Below are 20,307 nucleotides of genomic sequence, written 5' to 3' on the forward strand. Positions count from 1 at the left end.
TGCTTTCCGTGTAAAATTATTTAGCTGCCATGCCTCCATCGATACGATACTGGGCGCCTGTGATGAAGTCTGAATCATCTGAAGCCAGGAAGAGGACAAGTTTGGCGATATCTTCCGATTCACCGTAACGCTGCATCGGAATATCTTTCTCCAGGCCTTCTTTTACTGCATCTGCATTCTCAGGATCAAAGCCTTTCTCCAGAGAACGCATCATACGGGTGTTCACTGGGGAAGGGTGCACTGAATTCACACGGATCCCTTCAGCTGCTGTTTCCAGAGCCACTGATTTCGTCAAGCCGATGACCGCGTGTTTACTTGCAACATAAGGAGACACACCGGGTGAACCAATAAAACCAGCCACGGATGACATGTTTATGACACTGCCTTTTTTATTTTTCAGCATGACAGGTAAAACATGTTTCATTCCCAGGAACACACCCCGGACATTGACAGCCAGTACTTTATCCAGATACTTGACGTCATGATCCACTATCGGCGCTACTTTTCCCTCTATTCCTGCATTGTTGAAAAACACATCGATCGTACCAAAGCTATCAACCGTTTCTTCCACATACTTTTTAACAGCCGCCTCATCAGACACGTCAGCCTGGATGCTTATCACTTCACCGAACTCACTCAGTTCATCTTTAGTTTTAGACAGATCCTCGTCATTAATATCGACAATTGATACTTTTGCCCCTTCCTGCAGGAACAGTTTAGCTGTTTCTTTACCGATGCCTGCCGCACCTCCTGTGATGATTGCTACTTTTCCTTCTAATCGTTTTGACATGCTTAAACCACCTTTATCGATTTTTTAGTGAAAGACTGAAACATGCCCCTCCTTCCTTTAAATGTAATCAAGTTAATTGTAATCGCTTTCTTATTGAATTGCAAAGTTTTTGCAGCCCGGATAAGAAAAAGAAGTACAGCCATATGGCCATACTTCTTTCTGGTTTTATAGGTTGTAAAGATCCTCTGTATGCTTACAGACCGTTCAGTGCATCATCGACAGCTTTATCGCCTGTGACAAGATCGAATGACTTATGATAGGTGTTTTCATTTTCAAGAGATGCCGCCAGCACTTTTGCCACGTCGATGCGTGGGATAGTGAATACGTCGCTGTCGAGAATGACATCATCGACCCGTACTTTCCCGATCGACTCTTTATTTTCCAGCATGCCCGGACGGACCACTGTATAATTCAGACTTGAATCCATCAGCCACATGTCAGCGAAATGTTTCGCCACATAATACGGCTTCAGTTCATCATTCCATCGGTCACGATTATCGGCTCCAAAGGCACTGACCATAACAAAGCGGTTGATACCCGCAGCTTTCGTTGCCTCGATGACTTTGACCGCACCATCCAGATCGATCAGTAATGTCTTGTCATATCCGGTGCTGCCGCCTGAACCTGCTGCAAAGACGACGGCATCAATATCAGCCATGCATTCTTTGATTTCATCTACGGAGTCTTCCAGATTACCTAACCTTGCTTCGACTCCCTGTTCTTTGAATTTTTCTACCTGTTCTTCTTTTCTGACAAAAGCGACGGGCGTATGTTTGCCTTCATTCTTCAACTCATCCACTAAATGCTGGCCGATCTGTCCATTTGCGCCAACGATCAATACATTCATGTTATCGCTCCTTCATTTTTGAACTCTAGTATAATCATAACAAAAAGAAGACAGGATGACCAAAAGAACGCCTTTATGCACTCCAGTATGACTTTTCACTCAAGTGATAGTTGAAACCCGACAAACACTCAGCCTATCAGTAAATCGGCTTTTATTATTAAATATGAAAGACATGAAACTCTACAAGTCAAGCAGTAAAAAGACGATCCGCTGAGACTGCGCTCAAGGGATCGTCTGCAAATTTATTTAGAATCAGTTTTCTTTATTCTTTAACACTTCTTGTCTTCTGGATTCGATTTCAGCCTGGATCTCTTCCATTTTTGCTTTATCCAGATCATAGAACTTCATCGCAACGAGTGAAGCGATCCATGCAAACATCAGCGTTCCGACGAACAGGAACATGGTGACCCAGAGGATATCATCTGAATACGGTGTAGTAACATCAGGGAAAATCTGATCAAAACCAATAAAGGCAAGAGTGACTCCGATAACAGTCTGACCGAATGAAGAGATCATTTTGTCAACAAACGAGAAGATGGTCCCCATGACCCCAGGAGCATAACGTCCTGTTCTGTATGTTTCATAGTCAGTTACGTCTGGTATCATCGGAATAACAAGTCCGCCGGATAATGTTCTTACACCGTTACCGATGACATATAAGCTTAAGAAGGCGATCGTCATGAATCCCATATTGCTCATTGAAATTTTTGATGGATCCCCCAGAACGATCAGCAGGAACATCCCGCCATATGTGATCATTGATAGCCAGGTCGCACCGATATACCCTTTTTTAGTTCCAAACTTACCAGCCATGCGCGTACCGAAAATGGCGATGATAATATTCGGTATCAGTAATATCCCTGAAATCACACCAAACAAACCGTAATCCCCAATAATAATTCCGAAAAGCATGACCATAACGATCGAGTTGCTGGCGATCGTCTGCCCCAATTTGTCTGTTGAAGCAGCTACGATCAGCATTTGAAGCGGGCGATTCCCTTTGAGGATCTGCCACATATCTTTAAATGTGATTTTTACTGCTTTACCTGTACCGAAGAATTCCGAACGGTCTTTTTCCCATATACCGATTATAGCAAGCGTTGTCAGTATTCCAGAGATAGCAATAACAGTTAATGTAAATTCTGCAAATAACGCAGCACTGTTGAATGTACCATATTTTGGCACCAGGTAGTTAGCCAGATAAATACCTGCTCCCGCAAACAATAATGAGGTCATTGAGATATCAAAGGTAGAAAAGAGTGGACGCTGTTCAGGATCATTGGTCAGTACGGATTGTCCAGACTTAGTCACTGCCGTCTGAAAAGTGTATCCAATAATGTAGACCACATATAACAAAATGAAATAGGGCAAGCGTAATGGATCAGGTACCAAATGGTTTGTGAAGAATAGCAGCAGTACCACAACAGTCATTGTTAAATAGCCAGCTAACATGAAAGGTCTGAACTTCCCATATTTTCCATCTGTCTTATCGATCCATAATCCAATGATCGGATCTGTGACCCCATCAAACATTCGACTTCCGGTAATGAGCGTTGAGACCAGCACTGTTCCAAGTCCCACAACCCCAGTGGCAAAGTAGGCAACGTTCATCATTAAGAACATGAAAATATTCGTCGCAGTATTATTTGCGGCAAAGAACCCCATCTGCCAGACTTTTGCTCGTCTGTAGTTCTTTGGATTGGCAGATTTAGGCAGGACTTTGTCTACCGCTACAGCTTCAGTTGGTTTGTGCGTTGTTTGCATGATATAACACTCCTTTTTTTGTTTTAAAGCCAGTAAACATAAAATAATTTCTCCAACTTTTTAACCCATACATATAAAAGCGCTTTCTTATACTGTATACTAGTATATTAGCATATATAAAAAGGATAAGCTAGGATTTTATAAATCCTTTTCATGAAATATTTTACTCCAAAATTAACCACTATTTAATTTAAAAAGTTAACTTAGTCGTTGATGCAAAAACTTTCATGCCTAACCTGTTGTTTTTGTGACTAAATTGTGACTAATTAGTATATCAGTAGCAATCACCCTTGTTGTATAAGGGGTCAACTCTGTTAAGCTCTTTAGAAATAGACAGCTCCATTTTTGAAATACAATCCGACATAAAAAACTGATATATTAGAAAAAAGCCAGCACTGGGTCAACAGTACTGGCTTTTTTTAATCTTTAACTATAATTGGCGATGTAACTTTCAAGTCGACTTCTAGTCGGCAAGCCTTCATTGTCTCCGGAATGCTGGACTTGCAGCGATCCGATCGCATTAGCATAGATGGCCGCGTCTGTCCATGACCGGCCATTCAAGTAGGCATGAATGACGCCTACAGCAAAGCCGTCTCCGGCTCCGACTGTGTCGACGACTTTATCTACTTTGAATCCTTTAACGTTGACGGTTTCCTTGCCTTTTTCTGTCACATAGGCGCCGTGTGCCCCACTTTTTGTGATGACGACCTGAGCTCCCTGATCAAGGTAAAACTGAGCGATCTCCTCGACATCGTCCGACCCCATGAGGAGCTTGCCTTCTGCAATGCCTGGAAGCACGACATCCGCATAACTGGCCAGTTCATTGAGAACTGAAATCATCGTTTTTTCCGATTCCCATATCGATGGACGGATGTTGGGATCAAAAGTAATAAACGTCCCGGCTTCTTTAGCTTTTTTCATTAGATAGAATATGGCTTCCCTTACAGAAAAACTCACTGCAGGCGGGATTCCGGTAATATGCAGGAGTTCGATCGATTCGACATCCAGATTTTTGATTTCTTCAACTGATAATGTCGTAAATGCACTGTAGCGACGGTAATAAGCGGTGACTGGATCCCCATCACTCACTTTGTTTTTCAGCATGAGCCCTGTTTCATGGTTATCCGAAAACAGCACGCTGCTTGTGTCCATACCTTCATTATTCAAATAATCCACTATATGTTCTCCGATAGGATCTACGCCTAACTTGGTCACATACTTCACCTTGTGATCGAGACGTGACAGCCCTATCCCTACATTAAGTTCAGCACCTGCAACAGATCGGGTAAAGCGTGAAACATCTTTGACCGCTCCGTATTCCTGTGCTCTGAACAAACCCATTGGTTCTCCAATTAATACAACGCTAGCCATTTCGCACATCCTATTTTAAGTTATTGTATTTATCTACAAATGCCTTGGCATTTTCTGTTGCTTTGCTGTAATCGTCGCCTTCCAGTCCTTTAGTCAGTGCACTGCCGATACCGACTGCCCATGCACCGTTTGCCATCCACTGATTCATATTATCCAGACTCACACCGCCTGAAGGCATCATTTCCACGTGCGGAATAGGACCATGTACATTCTTGATGAAAGCAGGGCCTAAAATACCGCCCGGGAAGACTTTGACGACTTCGACACCTGTAGCCATAGCGCTCGCTACTTCTGTCACAGTACCGCATCCTGGCAGGTATGGAACAGCATACGTGTTACATACTGTTGAGATCTCAGGTACAAAGTTCGGGCTGACGATGAATTCCGCTCCGGCTACGATCGCCAGACGAGCAGTGATGGCATCCATGACTGTCCCCGCACCGACCACCATGTCTGTATCGGCATATTTTTTAGCCAGTGTTTTGATCGATTCATCCGCTTGAGGGGTCGTAAAAGTCACTTCAATGTTCTTGATCCCGCCATCATAGACTGCTTCTGAGATTTTTGTTGCATCTTCAGCTGATTTACCGCGAATGACCGCGAATAAGTAGTTTTCTTTTAATTGAGATAAAATCCCATGTTTTTTAGTCATAATATTCCTCCTGTTTTCCATACTCTTGTATACTAGCATACCGCTTTCTCTATTTCAGCTCAACAGCTACTTTAAATGTCAAAGCTGAACTTATCTTCATTCAAGATTTCCTGCGACTGAATATATTCCACGACTTCAAGTAAGATGTCGATCTGTTTCTGAATAGCCGTCCCGATCGTTGTATCTTTGATCAGTGTTCTTTCCAGCTTCCCGTCGATCACATGTTTCAGACTGGTTTCATCTTTTCCACGTTCAAATAGATCGGAGACAGACTCAAAGGGCTGATGGGTCACGATCTGGAAACCGTAGGAATTGTTCAAGAGTGAATAACCCGCGATGCCCGTAGCCGCCCGGTAGGCTTCATTCATGCCGCCGTCGATGACGATCAGACGTCCGCCTGCTTTGATCGGGCTTTCCCCTTTTTTTACTTTCACGGGTGTATGTCCGTTGATTATCCTGGCACTTTTATGTTCCAGTCCAAAGGTGTGCAATATTTTTTTCACTGTGTCCTCGTTTTCTCTCAGGTCAAAGTAAGCATTCCGCTTTTCCTTATGTGTCTCTTTATCTTTGATGTAGTACCGTTCAAACGTTGTCATTTTGTTTCTTCCAAATAACGGAGACTTGTCACCGGCCCAGGCATACCAGAGAACATCGGTCGCATAATCTTCACTGGAATCCGGAGACTGACTGGCTTTTCTGACATACATATCGAAGGCATCGAGCATGCTTTTTCCGTGAACCTTCCGGCCTTCCAGCTCAACTGACTGAAAATCACCGTTTGCATCCATCGGCAGACAGCCATGAAAAAGTAAATGACCATTATAAACCAGGTACATCCGCCCTTTTTCAAGCAGGAAGGCCATATACTTGCGGATCTTTTCGGACCGCTGAAAACTTTCCATCAGGGTGTCGACGATATGCTCTTCTTCACATGACAGCAGTGTAGGATCGTTTTCATCGATCCGGTCATAGGGAAAGTCCGTCAGCTCGCAGACTTTACCATCGATCTCGACCCGTTGATTCACCTTATCCACTTTTCCAAGGAACTTCCGGTTAGCCATCTGAAACTCGGGACGTCTTTCAATGATCTGTTCCTCCAGTTTAAACTGGATCACTGCCAGGGCATGATGGGCTTTTACCAGCAGCTCTTCACTTTCTTCCTGAAGCAGAGATGAATGTTTTGCCCCTTTAGGTCTGAAGGCTTCTGTCACGTCATAGTTTTCCTCCGCAAAGAGAAAAAGTGGACGCAGATTCAACCCGTACGTTCTCTCGAGTTCAAATAGATAGCCGTATCTGGCGGCGATGCGCAGGAGGGTGATCAGGTTCGCTTTTGAACCGAAATGAGCGCCCATCCAAAGCAGATCATGATTCCCCCACTGCAAATCAACGGAATGGTGCTGTATCAGCCTTTCCATCACCTGTTCTTCCCCACTCGAACGGTCAAAAACATCCCCCACCAGATGCAGGTGATCGATCACCAGGCGCTGGATGACTTCACTCAGCGCAATGATGAAAGGCTCTGCCTGTTTCAGACTGATCAGACGGTTCAGGATATTCTTGTAATATAAATTCTTTTTTCGCTGAGTTAAGTCTGTATAAAGGAGCTCTTCGATAATGTAGGTATATTTTTGCGGCAGAGCTTTTCTGACTTTCGAACGGGTATACTTGACTGCACAGAAGCCCATGAACTTCACCAGATGAATGATCGTATCTGCATACCAGTCATTGTCTTTTACAGATTCGAAAGGCTCGTGTTTCAATGCATATTCCGGGTAGCTGATAAGCAGACTGAACCAGTCTTTCTTTTCAGCTGTCCACTCGTCTCCGTAGTAGTTCTCCAGTTTTTCCCGTACATTCCCCGCTCCAGTACGCAGGATATGTTCGAACGCTGCAGAAGAACCGTGGACATCTGAAAGATACAACTCTGTCCCTTTTGGCAGATTCTGTATCGCTTCTAGATTGATAAGCTCCGTATAAACCGCTTCAGGTGTCGAATATTTTTCTCTGAGCAAATTCAAATAGTACTGATCCATCATTATCCTCCCCATTGATATAAGATGTTTTAAAAAAGGCAGCTTCCAGTTTCAGAAAGCTGCCTCATTCAATCCATCTTCATTTTACTCCTAAATCCATACTAAAAGAAGAATTTATAATGCATTTCCTGCAGCATGAAGATGTCACGTACCCTATTAAACGCCTGAATACGCGTTGAATCCACCGTCGATCGGTAAGACGACACCGTTGACAAAGCTGGCTGCGTTTTCGTCGGTCAAGAATAAGAGACCGCCGATCAGTTCTTCAGCTTCACCGAAACGTCCCATTGGTGTGTTGTTCAAGATCTTGTTCGCACGGGCCGTTGGCGTACCGTCTTCGTTGAACAGTAGAGCACGGTTCTGGTTGCTGACCAGGAAGCCAGGTGCGATTGCGTTGACGCGGATACCCACGTGTGAGAAATGTACAGCCAGCCACTCAGTAAAGTTGGAGATTGCTGCTTTCGCTCCGGAGTATGCCGGGATCTTCGTCAACGGTGTGAATCCGTTCATACTTGAAATGTTCAGTATATTGGCACCTTTTCTGCCGACCATATCTTTAGCAAACACTTGTGTTGGTAAAAGTGTGCCCAGGAAGTTCAAGTTGAATACGAATGAAATACCGTCTTGATCAAGGTCGAAGAACGTCTTCATGTCTTCCAGTCCTTCTGTTTCGTGGAATTCGTTGTCTGTCGTTGCACGGGCATTGTTACCGCCGGCACCGTTAACAAGAATATCCACTTCGCCTAAATCTTTGACTACTGCTTCTTTAGCCGCTACAATACTGTCTTTTTCTAAAACATTACACTTGTATGCGCGGGCTGTTCCACCGGCATTATTGATTTCGTCCGCATAGCCCTGTGCTGCTTCTTCGTTCAAGTCTAAAAGCGCTACTTTAGCGCCTGCTTGAGCGTATTGTTTGGCGAATTCAGAAACTAAAACGCCTCCGGCACCTGTCAAAACGACCACTTTATCTTTAAAATCATGTGCGTGTTGCTTAGTCATATTATTTTCCTCCTATGGGTTTGTAGTTTAGTTGCTTGCTTTTTCTACGGCTTCGTATAAGCCGTTTAAATACGTTGCGCCTAATGCACGGTCGTATAAGCCGTAGCCAGGCTTGCCCGTTTCTCCCCAGATCATGCGGCCGTGGTCCGGACGGATCGCACCCTCGAAGTTATGTTCATGCAGGGCCTTGACGACTTCGTACATGTCGATCGATCCCATCTTAGACAAGTGTGCAGACTCTTCAAACGATTTTCCTTCACCAGTCAGCTTGACGTTACGTGCATGCACAAAGTTTACCCGGTCTTTTTCAAGCATGTCTTTCAGCATAGCGACGGCGTCGTTTTTCGGATCTGAGGCATAGGAACCGACACAGGCAGTTACACCGTTGTATTTGGAATCATATAAGCCGATGAAACGGTTAAGAGCTTCTTTATTGGTGATGATACGCGGCAAACCGAAGATGCTGTAAGGAGGGTCATCCGGGTGGATCGCCATCTTGACATCTGCTTCTTCTGCAGTCGGCATGATCGCTTTGATAAAGTACTCAAGGTTTTCCCAAAGCTTCTCAGTATCGACTTCTTTATATTCATCCATCAGCTGGTTCATTTCTTCAGATGTGTAGCTTTCGTCCCAGCCTGGAAGTGAAAGTGTACGTGGATCCATTTTGTTGACTTCTTCTTCGTCAAAGATCAATGCGTGTGAACCGTCTTCCAGTTCATAGTTCAAGTCAGAGCGTGTCCAGTCAAAGACAGGCATGAAGTTATAGCATACAACTGGAATGCCTGCTTCACCTAAGTTGCGCAGCGTCTGCTTGTAGTTTTCGATATACTTGTCACGGCTTGGTTTACCTAACTTGATATCTTCGTGAACAGGTACGCTTTCGATAACTGAAAGCTCAAGACCTTTATCTTCTACCTGTTTTTTCAGTTCCTGGATTTTTTCCAAGGGCCAAACCTCACCGACCGGTATATCATAAATAGCAGATACGATCCCTTTCATGTTTGGAATTTGACGAATATAGTCTAACGATACTGGATCTGAAGTCCCGTACCAGCGGAATGACATTTGCATAGTTCTTTTCCTCCTAATTAGTTACCTTCTATTTTATTAATATCTCAAAATTATTTTTTAAAGTACTCAATGGCATTGTTATAAGAAACATTCTCGATCAGTTTCTTAAGGAGTTTTTCGTCGTCAGGGAATTTGCCCAGTTCGACTTGTTCACCGACGAAATTACATAAGATACGACGGAAGTAATCATGTCTTGGATATGAGACGAAACTGCGTGAGTCTGTCAGCATACCGACGAAGTGCATAAGGAGTCCGTGGTCAGCAAGTGTTTCCATCTGACGGAGCATGCCTTGTTCGGTATCGTTGAACCACCAGCCGGCACCGAATTGCACCTTGCCCTTGATGCCTTCATCATTGCCCTGGAAGTTTGCGACCGTACTTGCCACGATGTGATTGTACATAGGGTTCAGGTTGTAAACGATCGTTTTAGGCAGCGTGCCGTTTTTGTGCATGCTGTTCAGCAGGTTGTTCAGTGCGTAGGCGACATCTGTCTGATCATTGATCGAGTCGAAACCGGCATCCGGTCCGATCGCTTCAAATGATCTGGCATTGTTGTTGCGGATAGCGCCAAAGTGGATCTGCATGATCCAGCCGCGTTTCGCGTACATCGCTGAAAGGTCTGTCAGCAAACGTGTCAGATACTTGGCTTTATCTTCTTTTGTGACGTCTTCTTCTGCCAGAGCTTTGACATAGATGGTATCGATCTCTTCATCTGTTGCTTCTGCATAGAGAAGTTCTGTCAGGCCGTGGTCTGAAGCCAGTGTCCCGCGCTCGTCAAAGTATTCCACGCGTTCTTCGAGCAGAGAAACGAGTTCAGCGTAGCTGTCAGCTGATTTCCCTGTGACCTCTTTCAGTTTGTTCAGGAAATTCGTGAATTTCTCTTCGCCGATCGCGAAGGCTTCATCCGGACGGAAAGAAGGTGCTACAGTGACATCAAAAGAGTCGTCGGCTTTGATCTGGTCGTGATACTCAAGAGAATCTGTTGGGTTGTCTGTCGTTCCAATGAAAGCAACATTTGAGTTTTCAACGAGCTTGCGGGCTGTCAATCCTTCATCACGCAGTTTCGTGTTGGCACGGTCATAAACGTCTTTCCAGTTTTCGCTGGTCAGTAGATCTTCGATACCGAAGTATTTTTTCAGTTCAAGCTGCGTCCAGTGGAACAGCGGGTTCCCGATAGCAGCTTCAGCTGTCCCGGCCCATGCTTCGAATTTTTCTTCAGGCGAAGCATTTCCTGTCACTTTGTCTTCTGATACACCGTTCGCACGCATGGCTCGCCACTTATAGTGGTCGCCGGCCAGCCACAGTTCAGTCAGGTTTTCAAACTGGTGGTCTTCTGCAATCTGCTCAGGATCCAAATGACAATGATAGTCGAAGATCGGCAGATCTTTAGCATAGTCGTGGTACAAGTGCTTGGCTACATCATTCTGCAGCATGAAATCGTCATGTATAAAAGTCATGATTTCGTCTCCTTTATTTTTTACTGATTTTGGTCAATTGTCGATTCAGTCGGTTGAGCAGTTTCCGATTCAATGTTTCTTCATCCATAGAGGCCAGCATATCCAGACTCATACCTGACATCATTTCATACATCGGTGAAGCTTCCATGTCGCCGAAGAACTTGGATAACACAGCTTTCGTCTCTTCGTTTTCCATAAGCTCAGCGATCTTGTCTTTTGACGAATACACATCATCAGTTATAACGACTTCTTCTTCATTATCATCCATATCCTCTTCTTCAGGCATAGAGAACCAGTTGGATACAAGTCCGCCTTCTTCGCTGTCAGGTGCCTTGTAGTATTCTGGAAGTTCCGAAACTTTTTCAAACACAGCCTGGTCGGTACAGCTCCCGTCTCCAACAATTTTTACAAAAGTCTCATTATCATTTAGAGCAACATTTTCAAATACGACTTTGTGATCGACAACTTTCTGAGTCTCGACTTCCTTGCCGTCGACGACTAGGGTGACCGACTCACAGTTCGTATACACTTTAAAGTTTGTTTCGTCTCCCACACGTTCGATGTAGCGTTTGCCGGTCAGATGAACGAATTTCTCAGTCGTCCAGTTGGCTTTGTACATATAAAACGCATCTTTTTTCAGCTTGCGGTCATAGGTGATCAGGCCTTTGTTGTTTCGCCCTTTCACACCGCCTTCATCACGGATGTTTGCACCGAAATCGAACATGTTCCAGACATAAGTGGCCCAGAGATAAGGACGTTCTGAATACATTTTCCAGACCTTTTCGTGATAGAGTGCGTGGTATTCTTCGGTGTAATCTTTGACTTTCGGCTCATCCGTGTGATACTCGATGATGCCTTCTGCGCCGTATTCCGAGATACAAAGTGCCGTGTCAGGGTTTTTCTCATGGAAAGTGTCCATCCACGGTCCGAAGTCTTCCGTTTCACCCATGTACCAGCCGTAATATTTGTTATAGCCGACAACGTCAGTCATGTAGTTATAGTCGTCCTCATCATCCACGAACATGACATTCGCCAGTGTCGTCAGACGACTCGGGTCTTCTTTCTTGGTCAATTCAGACAGTTTTTTAACAACGTCTCTAACTTCCTGAGACTCGCCGCCGATCTGAATCTCATTTTGGACGCCCCAGAAAATAATGGACGGGTGATTGTAGTTCTGACGGATCAGCTCTGTCATCTGGCTGACGGCATTGGTTCCTTCCAAGTCTGTTTTTGACATGCGTGAGATGAATGGGATCTCAGCCCAGACGACCATGCCTTCCTGATCACAGAGATCATAGAAATACTGATCGTGCTGATAGTGAGCCAGTCGGATAGATGTGGCGCCGACTTCTTTGATCAGTTCCATATCTTCTTTGTGCTCTTTTTCAGTGATCGCCCAGCCCATGTCTTTTCTGTCCTGATGACGTGACACACCATTCAGCTGCACACGCTTGCCGTTCAGGAAAAAGCCTTTTTGCGGATCGACGTGGAAATAACGCAGACCAAAAGGAATCGTCAGTTCATCTATCGTATCGTTGAACTTCTGGACCGTAACTTTAGCCGTGTAATGATACGGATTTGCGATACCGTTCCATAGCACCGGCTCGTTCAGTTTGAATGGAACGGTGACGGTTTTCCTCCCGTTCGCTTCCATCTGTACATCCTTGGCTCGACTGTTGACGACCTGTCCGTTTTGATCGAGAATATCGATCCATAAACGGACTTTTTTATCTTCTGTCAAGTCGTTTGCCAGTCCGGTCTCCACTTCAAAGCTGGCTTCGTCGTCTGATACATCCTGCTGCTTGATGTAGACGCCTTTTGAACCGTGATCCATCAAGTCCACGTGCACAGCGCTTGTGAGTACTAGATTAACATCGCGATAGAGACCACCATAGAAAGTGAAGTCTGCCATCAGAGGATAGACATCTTCAAATGCTGAGTTGTCCACTTCGACCAGCAGCGTATTTTCTTCACCAAATGTAAAGTGTTCGGTCAGATCGAAACGGAAGGTCGAATAGCCGCCGCGGTGTTCACCTAAGTGATGGCCATTGATGTACACATTCGTTACACTGTTCGATCCTTCGAATTCGATAAACACACGCTGGTCTTTCTTCTCTATAGGAAGGGACAGTGTTTTTTCATACCAGCAGGCCCCGCGGTAGAAATCAAAGCCGTTCGCTCCGTCTACGGCATTCCACGTGTGCGGGACGGAGACGTCTGTCCATCCTGATGTTTTCTCAGGATTATTGCTGTCGACTGATTCTTTGGTGAATTTCCAGTCTTTATTTAATGATAAAATTTGTCGCATTATAATAGTCCTCCATATATGAGTGAGTTAAGGATTTATCTGCTTAATGCTGCTTTAAATTCTCTGATCAGCTGTTCCTGATAAGCTTTGTCGAAGTCATCATTGACCAGCTTATCTTTTGCTTCTGTTTTAAGTCGTTCCCATGACTCTGCTTCTTTACCGACAACGATCGGGTAATAATGTACGCCGTTCTGCTCAGCCGCGTCCAGGTCCCCGGGCGCATCACCGACCATGACGACTTGATGCTCTGATTCATAGTGTTTTTTCAGCTGAGAGATACAGAACGCTTTCGAACCGGCTTCCTGTCCAAGCATCACTTCAACATAAGGGGCCAGATCATGCTTCGTCCATTCGTTGTAAACGGCTTCACCATTGGCCGATGAAACGATCGCGATGTCTGCGACTTTGCTCAGTTCTGCGAGACCTTCTTTAACGCCGTCAAACGGATGGTCTTCTCCAGAAAGTCCTTCGATACACTCATTCACACGGTCGCTCCAAAGCAGCGCTAGCTTCAGCTCTTCTTCACCGGTTTTCTCGATTTCTCTCTGCAGTGAAGGTTTGGATAATTCATCTGATTCTTCGGTCCATTTTTTTACATGCGCAAGTTCAGGAACATCAAGGCCTTTTTCGTTAGCGATCTCGAAAGATAATGCCAGTCCTTTAAACCGGTTGATGCCTCGTGTCATCGAGAACAAGTTGATTTCATTCCAGATTTCTAAAAATTCGTCTTTTACTGAATCGATTTCGAATACGTCAACGGCTCGAGGTCCAAAGCAATGAAAATGTTTGATATCCATTGTATCCATGGCACAGCCATCAGAGTCTACACAAACTAAATACTCATGCTTTTTTTCGAACTCTTCTAAACGTTGTTTCATTTTTTCACCTCATAATATCATTATAACTAGTATACTAGTATACTAGCATGAAACCCCTTCACTTACAACACTTATTTAAAGAAAAGTCATAGTCCCTCTTTATTTATGATATCACAGAAAGAAAACCTCCAATAAATTAGACCCTTTCTAATTATTGGAGGTTATTCCTAATTTGATTTAAAGTTTAGCCTGCCACTTGTTAGTCCAGACATTTTCATTAGGAACGCCTTTGAACTCAGATTTCCCTTCTAGTTTGTCGATCAGCTGTCTGATCGTTTCTTCATTATCATGATAAGCATTGATATAAGTCTTGACCATCGTTGCGTCATGCAGGTGTGTCGTATAGTTCAACGACACGAACACTGTCGGCACTTCATGAACGAACCAAGGGACTTCATTGGACATCGCTACCGTCCACTGAATACGGTAGTTGTTCTGGGCACCATAGCCCACGACATTAGCTACTTCAAGCGCCAGATCGACATTTTCACGGTAGTCGAGTGTGCGTCCTTTAACGCGGGAGTTCCCGTCATTGAATGTGACTTCATAACCGCGATGTTCAAGTTCTTCTTTAATGAAGGTTACTGTTTCGTCACTGGTTGCCATCATGCCGCCTTTTTCTCCTTCAAGGTAATACAGGCGGATACGTCGGTGCGTTTCCGGACTGATCGGCAGGTTGTCCTTGGTATCTTTGACTAACGTGATCCCTTTGTCTGCAGCACCTTTTCGCATCTCAAGGTGTTCATCACTGCCAATCACTTTGAGGTCTTCTTCTGACTTCAGCAGTGTGCCTGCTTCTTTTTTCTCGTGCAGGTTCAATTTCGCCTTCAATCCCAGGATACGACGCAACGCATCAGTCATACGTTCCTCAGTTATCACGCCATTCTGGTACCCTTTAAGCATGAAGTTAAAGTCTTCTTCGATATTATTGAAGAACAGGAACATGTCACAGCCGGCCGCGATCGACTGCGGCACGTAGTCTTCGCGTCGCATGGCAGCTGTCATCCCGAGCATATGAGAGGCATCCGTGATCACCATGCCGTTGAAATCCAGCTTTGTTTTCAAAAGATCCTGGATCAGTTCAGGAGCCAAGGTGGCCGGAAGGATGTCTTTGTCTTCCAGTGATGGATCAAGAGCTTTCTGATACTCCGGCAAAGCGATATGCCCGGCCATGATCATTTCGACACCGTTGTCGATGTGATGACTATACACACGCCCGAAAGAATCTTCCCATTCGTCGACTGACAGTTCATTTACGCCTAATACTAGATGCTGATCTCGTTCTTCCGTGCCGTCACCCGGGAAGTGCTTGATGCACTGGATGACTTCACTCTGGGTCAGTCCTTCCAAGTAGGCTGTGGTGTATTTGATGACATCGTCCGCATTCGTTCCATAAGCGCGCGTATTGACGATCGTGTTGCGCCAGTTTTTGAGGATATCTACACAGGGATCGAAGTTGACGTTGGCACCAAGTGCTGTTTCTTCTCGTCCCGAGACATAACCGGCATCATAAGCCACTTTGGTATCTCTGGAAGCCTCAGCCTGAGCCCCTGAGGCAATATACGTTCCATCGCTCGTGGCGCCGTTCCCGCCCGCATCGCAGTTGGCAGCTACCAGCAGAGGAATATCAGATTTTTTCTGCAGCGAATTGATGAGTTCCTGGATCTCTTTTGAGGTACTTCCGTGATAGCGGGCCCCTCCGATATGGAACCGTTCGATGATTTCTTCATTGGTGAAATCATTCCCGCTGAACTTGTCTTCTCCAAAGAAAAAGAGGTTAGTAAAGAGCTGACCCACTTTTTCTTCATCAGACATATTTTTTATTGTTTCTTCGACCCAGCTGATTTGACTTTCATCAAGCTGATAAGGTTTCTTTGTTAAGTCGACTAATCTAGGCATTCAAATCTGCTCTTTTCTTATTGGTTTTGTTTCGCTTTTTCTTTCTTAGCTAGAACTTCATCTTTTCTGTCCTGCAGTTCATTCTGGATCATCAGCATTTTATCTTTATCCAGGTCGTAAAACTTCATAGCGATCAACGAAGCGATCCAGGCAAATAATAAGATCCCTATAAACAGGAACATCGTCACCCATAAAATCTCGCTTGTGTATGGTGTATCGACATCAGGGAAAACTTGTTCAAACCCGATATATGCCAAAGTAAATCCAATAACAGTCTGAGAAAATGATGAAATCATTTTATCAACAAATGAGAAGATGGTCCCCATGACACCCGGAGCATAACGTCCGGATTTATACGTTTCATAGTCTGTAACATCCGGGATCATCGGAATGACCAGTCCACCGGAAAGGGTGCGTACACCGTTACCGACAACGTATAATGTAACGAATGCAATCGTCATGAATCCCCAGTTATCCATTGCGATAGCGCTTGGATCACCTAAAACGATGAGCAGGAACATACCGACGAAAGCGGCAATAGATGCCCACGTTGCTAGAATATACCCTTGTTTCGTACCGAATTTTGCCGCGATCCGTGTTCCGAATATCGCAATGATAACGTTCGGAATAAGCATGATCCCCGAAAGGACCCCAAACAAGCCATAATCACCGATAACGATACCGAAAAGCATGACCATAACGATCGAATTTGTTGCGACCTGCTGTCCCAGTTTATCTGTAGAAGCGGCAACGACCAGCATCTGAAGCGGACGATTTCCTTTAAGGATCTGCCACATGTCTTTGAATGTGATTTTGACCACTTCACCTGTACCGAAGAACTCGGGACGGTCTTTTGACCAGATACCGATAACGGCTAGAGTAGTCAAAATCCCCGAAAACACAATAAAGGTTAAAGCGAATTCATAGAACAGCGCTTCACTGTTCCAGCCGCCATATTTCGGCACCAGATAGTTAGCGAGATAAATGCCGATCCCTGCGAAGAAAATAGATGTCATTGAAATATCAAAAGTAGAGAAAATAGGGCGTTGTTCCGGATCGCTTGTAATGACTGATTGACCGGATTTTGTTACAGCGGTCTGGAAAGTATAACCTATAATATAAAGGGCATACAAAACGATGAAGTAAGGTAATTTCATTGGATCAGGGACCCGCTGGTTCGTAAAGAAGAGCAGCAGCATGACCACCGTCATCAAGAGATAACCACCGACCATAAAGGGACGGAACTTACCGAATTTACCGTTTGTCTTGTCGATCCACATCCCGATGACCGGATCCGTAAAGCCATCGAAAATTCGGCTTCCTGTAATGATCGTTGATACGATCACTGTACCTAAGCCCACGACACCAGTTGCAAAATAAGCTACATTCATCATCAAAAACATGTAAGCATTTGTTGCCGTATTATTAGCCGCAAAGAACCCTATCTGCCATATTTTAGCTCTATTGAAATTTCGCTTCTTTCCTGCTACCGCTTTCACATCTGATTCAGCTTTAGCTTCATTTGTTCTGTGTCCTACATCCATCGTGAAAAACTCCTTCTATATCTATATTTGTATGTGCTTACAAAAACGCTTAAAAATAAATGCTCTTTACGATAAGGCGTTTTCGCTAACATGTATACTAGTATACTAGCATATGCGGAGAGATAAATCTACACCGTTTTCATATTTTCTTTTAAAAAATGATGCCCTGCCTTAATTCTGTTATAAACCAGCTCAGTTCAAGTCTTTAGTCAAGAGGTTTCCAACGGCTGATGATTTTGTGACAACAATTTGAATGCTTCTATCTACTGCGATTGTATCACAACACAGTATCTTTCGTAGCTTGTACAGACCGTTTTGTTTTTTCCAGAAAATAGTCGGGATACTTGTCAATAATGTGTGTTTGAGAACTGGCCATAAAGTTGATATGTTTTTCGACAAGGATTTTTACTTCTGCTTTATTTCCGGAGTTCATCGCTGCGAGGATATTTTGATGTTCCTCTAGAACTTGATTGTAATCAAAGGTGATATTCTTCAAGTTCAGCCATCTCAAGCGATCCAAATGGACACTGGTCTTTCTGATCCATTTCCAGATCTGACCTTTGCCCAGGATTTCATAACAGGTACGGTGAAATGCATCGTCAAGATCATGATATTTTGATATGTTCCCATTTTTAAACTCCAGCTTCTGCTGATCGAGTATAGCCTTCAGGCTTATCTCAGAGCTCTCATCGAGAACGTCGCATAGTTCAGCCATCACTTCTCTCTCCGTATATAACCGCAAAAATCTGGAATAGTTCGCCTGATCCAAGTCTATTTTTGACACATAGGTTCCCGACTGCGGAAAAGTATACAGCAGATTTTGCTTCTTTAGTTGTTTGATCGATTCCCGGATCGGGGTACGACCGACCTCCATACGTTTCATTAATCGTGACTCCGATAATTTCTGGCCTGGATACAGCTCAGTTTTTATGATCATTTCATTCAATTTTTCATATATCTGGTCCTGAATCGTTATATTTTTGAGCATGATCATGCCTTCCTTTCGATTTAAAATATCAAGACTTCATTGATTTTCCTTACAGAATGATCCGAATTTTTTTGGCGCTGTTATGGTAAGGCTTACATTTTCTTTCAATAAAATGAGATAGTTTTTCAGCTATCTCATTTTTTCACATCCTTAACATGTCATTTAAAATCCAGACACTGCTTACTGGTTATTTTTAGCAGATAATTCATCTTTTTTATCCTGCAGTTCGTTTTGGATCTTGAGCATTTTATCTTTATCCAGATCATAGAAGTACATGGCAATCAGTGAAGCGACCCACGCAAAGACCAATGTGCCCACGAAAAGGAACATAGTCACCCACAAGATATTATCGGAATAGGGTGTATTCACATCCGGGAAGAGCTGCTCGTATCCGATCAGGGCTAATGAGAATCCGATGATCGTCTGTGCAAAAGATGAAATCATCTTGTCGACGAATGAGAAGATCGTCCCCATCACGCCTGGTGCGTAGCGTCCTGTCTTATACGTTTCATAGTCGGTGACATCCGGGATCATTGGAATAACCAGTCCGCCTGATAGTGTACGCACACCGTTACCGATGACATAAAGCGTAACGAAGGCAATCGTCATGAAGCCCCAGTTGTCCATCGCGATCGCTTTTGGATCGCCTAGAACTAACAGCAGGAACATGCCGCCGAATGTGGCGATCGCAGCCCAGGTCGACAGGACGTACCCTTGTTTCGTACCATATTTTCCGGCAATACGTGTACCAAAGAACGCAATAACCACGTTAGGTACGAGCATGATTGCCGAAAGGATACCGAACATACCGTAGTCACCGATGATGATCCCAAAAAGCATGACCATAACGATGGAGTTTGTTGCGACCTGCTGACCTAATTTCGTTGTGGAAGCGGTGATGACCAGCATCTGCAGTGGTCGGTTTCCTTTGAGGATCTGCCACATGTCTTTGAACGTGATTTTCTTGACTTCTCCCGTCCCAAAGAATTCCGGACGGTCTTTCGTCCAAATCCCGATCACAGCCAAAGTCGTCAGTACGCCTGAGAAGATGATAAAAGTCAAAGCAAACTCGCGAAACAAGCCTTCACTGTTCCATCCACCGTATTTAGGTACCAGGTAGTTTGACAAGTAGATGCCTGCGCCGGCAAAAAAGATCGACGTCATTGAAATATCAAATGTAGAGAAAAGCGGACGCTGTTCCGGATCACTTGTAATAACTGACTGGCCTGATTTCGTTACGGCTGTCTGGAAGGTGTAACCTATAATGTACAACGCGTAAAGCGCAATAAAATACGGCATTTTCAATGGATCAGGCACCAACTGGTTCGTAAAGAAGAGCAGCAGCATGACTGCAGTCATTAGCAAATAGCCCCCAGCCATAAAAGGTCTGAATTTACCGAACTTGCCGTTTGTCTTGTCGATCCACATTCCGATGATCGGATCTGTGATACCATCAAAGATTCGGCTCCCTGTAATAATCGTTGAGACAAGTACTGTTCCTAAGCCAACGACACCGGTTGCAAAATAAGCCACATTCATCATTAAAAACATATAAGCGTTCGTAGCCGTATTGTTAGCCGCAAAAAATCCGATCTGCCAGACCTTCGCTCTATTGAATTCTCTTTTCTTTCCTGATACCGATTTCACTTTTGCTTCGGCTTGAGCCCTGTTATTTTCTTGTGCTATATCCATGACTAAAACTC

Annotated in this window: 15 protein-coding genes; all 15 read right to left on the bottom strand. The window is 44.3% G+C overall.

Translation table 11 applies throughout. The features are described from left to right. Window positions 1-16 precede the first annotated feature (16 nt). The gene (locus BM049_RS02105) at window positions 17-790 is read right to left on the bottom strand and encodes an SDR family NAD(P)-dependent oxidoreductase (RefSeq protein WP_091528301.1); all 774 of its coding nucleotides are present in this window, start codon (window positions 788-790) and stop codon (window positions 17-19) included. Window positions 791-983: 193 nt separating this feature from the next. Continuing rightward, entirely contained in the window at window positions 984-1,637 is a 654-nt protein-coding gene (locus BM049_RS02110; protein ID WP_091528302.1) for an SDR family oxidoreductase, read from the bottom strand. A gap of 252 nt (window positions 1,638-1,889) precedes the next feature. Then, entirely contained in the window at window positions 1,890-3,401 is a 1,512-nt protein-coding gene (locus tag BM049_RS02115; RefSeq protein WP_091528304.1) for an MFS transporter, read from the bottom strand. 426 nt (window positions 3,402-3,827) lie between these two features. Further along, on the bottom strand, window positions 3,828-4,772 hold the full coding sequence (locus BM049_RS02120; RefSeq protein WP_091528306.1) for a sugar kinase: 945 nt from the start codon (window positions 4,770-4,772) through the stop codon (window positions 3,828-3,830). A 10-nt stretch (window positions 4,773-4,782) separates the two neighbouring features. Next, window positions 4,783-5,424, bottom strand: a complete 642-nt coding sequence (locus BM049_RS02125; RefSeq protein ID WP_091528307.1) for a bifunctional 2-keto-4-hydroxyglutarate aldolase/2-keto-3-deoxy-6-phosphogluconate aldolase — start codon at window positions 5,422-5,424, stop codon at window positions 4,783-4,785. A gap of 71 nt (window positions 5,425-5,495) precedes the next feature. Next, entirely contained in the window at window positions 5,496-7,457 is a 1,962-nt protein-coding gene (locus BM049_RS02130) for a fructose-1,6-bisphosphatase (RefSeq protein ID WP_091528309.1), read from the bottom strand. Between the two features lie 156 nt (window positions 7,458-7,613). Beyond that, window positions 7,614-8,459 carry an SDR family oxidoreductase gene (locus tag BM049_RS02135; RefSeq protein ID WP_091528310.1) on the bottom strand — a complete coding sequence of 282 codons (846 nt, stop codon included), beginning with the start codon at window positions 8,457-8,459 and terminating at the stop codon, window positions 7,614-7,616. Window positions 8,460-8,486: 27 nt separating this feature from the next. Next, entirely contained in the window at window positions 8,487-9,530 is a 1,044-nt protein-coding gene (uxuA, locus tag BM049_RS02140) for a mannonate dehydratase (protein ID WP_091528312.1), read from the bottom strand. Window positions 9,531-9,580: 50 nt separating this feature from the next. Further along, entirely contained in the window at window positions 9,581-10,987 is a 1,407-nt protein-coding gene (gene uxaC, locus BM049_RS02145) for a glucuronate isomerase (RefSeq protein WP_091528313.1), read from the bottom strand. A gap of 13 nt (window positions 10,988-11,000) precedes the next feature. Next, on the bottom strand, window positions 11,001-13,295 hold the full coding sequence (locus BM049_RS02150; protein ID WP_091528315.1) for a glycoside hydrolase family 2 protein: 2,295 nt from the start codon (window positions 13,293-13,295) through the stop codon (window positions 11,001-11,003). Between the two features lie 35 nt (window positions 13,296-13,330). Continuing rightward, window positions 13,331-14,173, bottom strand: a complete 843-nt coding sequence (locus BM049_RS02155; protein WP_091528317.1) for an HAD family hydrolase — start codon at window positions 14,171-14,173, stop codon at window positions 13,331-13,333. Between the two features lie 177 nt (window positions 14,174-14,350). After that, window positions 14,351-16,072, bottom strand: coding sequence for a glycoside hydrolase family 3 protein (locus tag BM049_RS02160; RefSeq protein ID WP_091528318.1), 1,722 nt, complete (start codon window positions 16,070-16,072; stop codon window positions 14,351-14,353). Between the two features lie 17 nt (window positions 16,073-16,089). Beyond that, a complete protein-coding gene (locus tag BM049_RS02165) occupies window positions 16,090-17,616 on the bottom strand; it encodes an MFS transporter (protein ID WP_091528320.1) in 1,527 nt (508 codons plus the stop codon). 277 nt (window positions 17,617-17,893) lie between these two features. Continuing rightward, window positions 17,894-18,604 carry a GntR family transcriptional regulator gene (locus tag BM049_RS02170; protein ID WP_177188559.1) on the bottom strand — a complete coding sequence of 237 codons (711 nt, stop codon included), beginning with the start codon at window positions 18,602-18,604 and terminating at the stop codon, window positions 17,894-17,896. A 180-nt stretch (window positions 18,605-18,784) separates the two neighbouring features. Beyond that, window positions 18,785-20,296, bottom strand: coding sequence for an MFS transporter (locus tag BM049_RS02175; protein ID WP_091528324.1), 1,512 nt, complete (start codon window positions 20,294-20,296; stop codon window positions 18,785-18,787). Between the last annotated feature and the right edge of the window lie 11 nt (window positions 20,297-20,307).

The sequence above is a fragment of the Alkalibacterium subtropicum genome (genome assembly GCF_900112455.1).
GTDB classification, from domain to species: domain Bacteria; phylum Bacillota; class Bacilli; order Lactobacillales; family Carnobacteriaceae_A; genus Alkalibacterium; species Alkalibacterium subtropicum.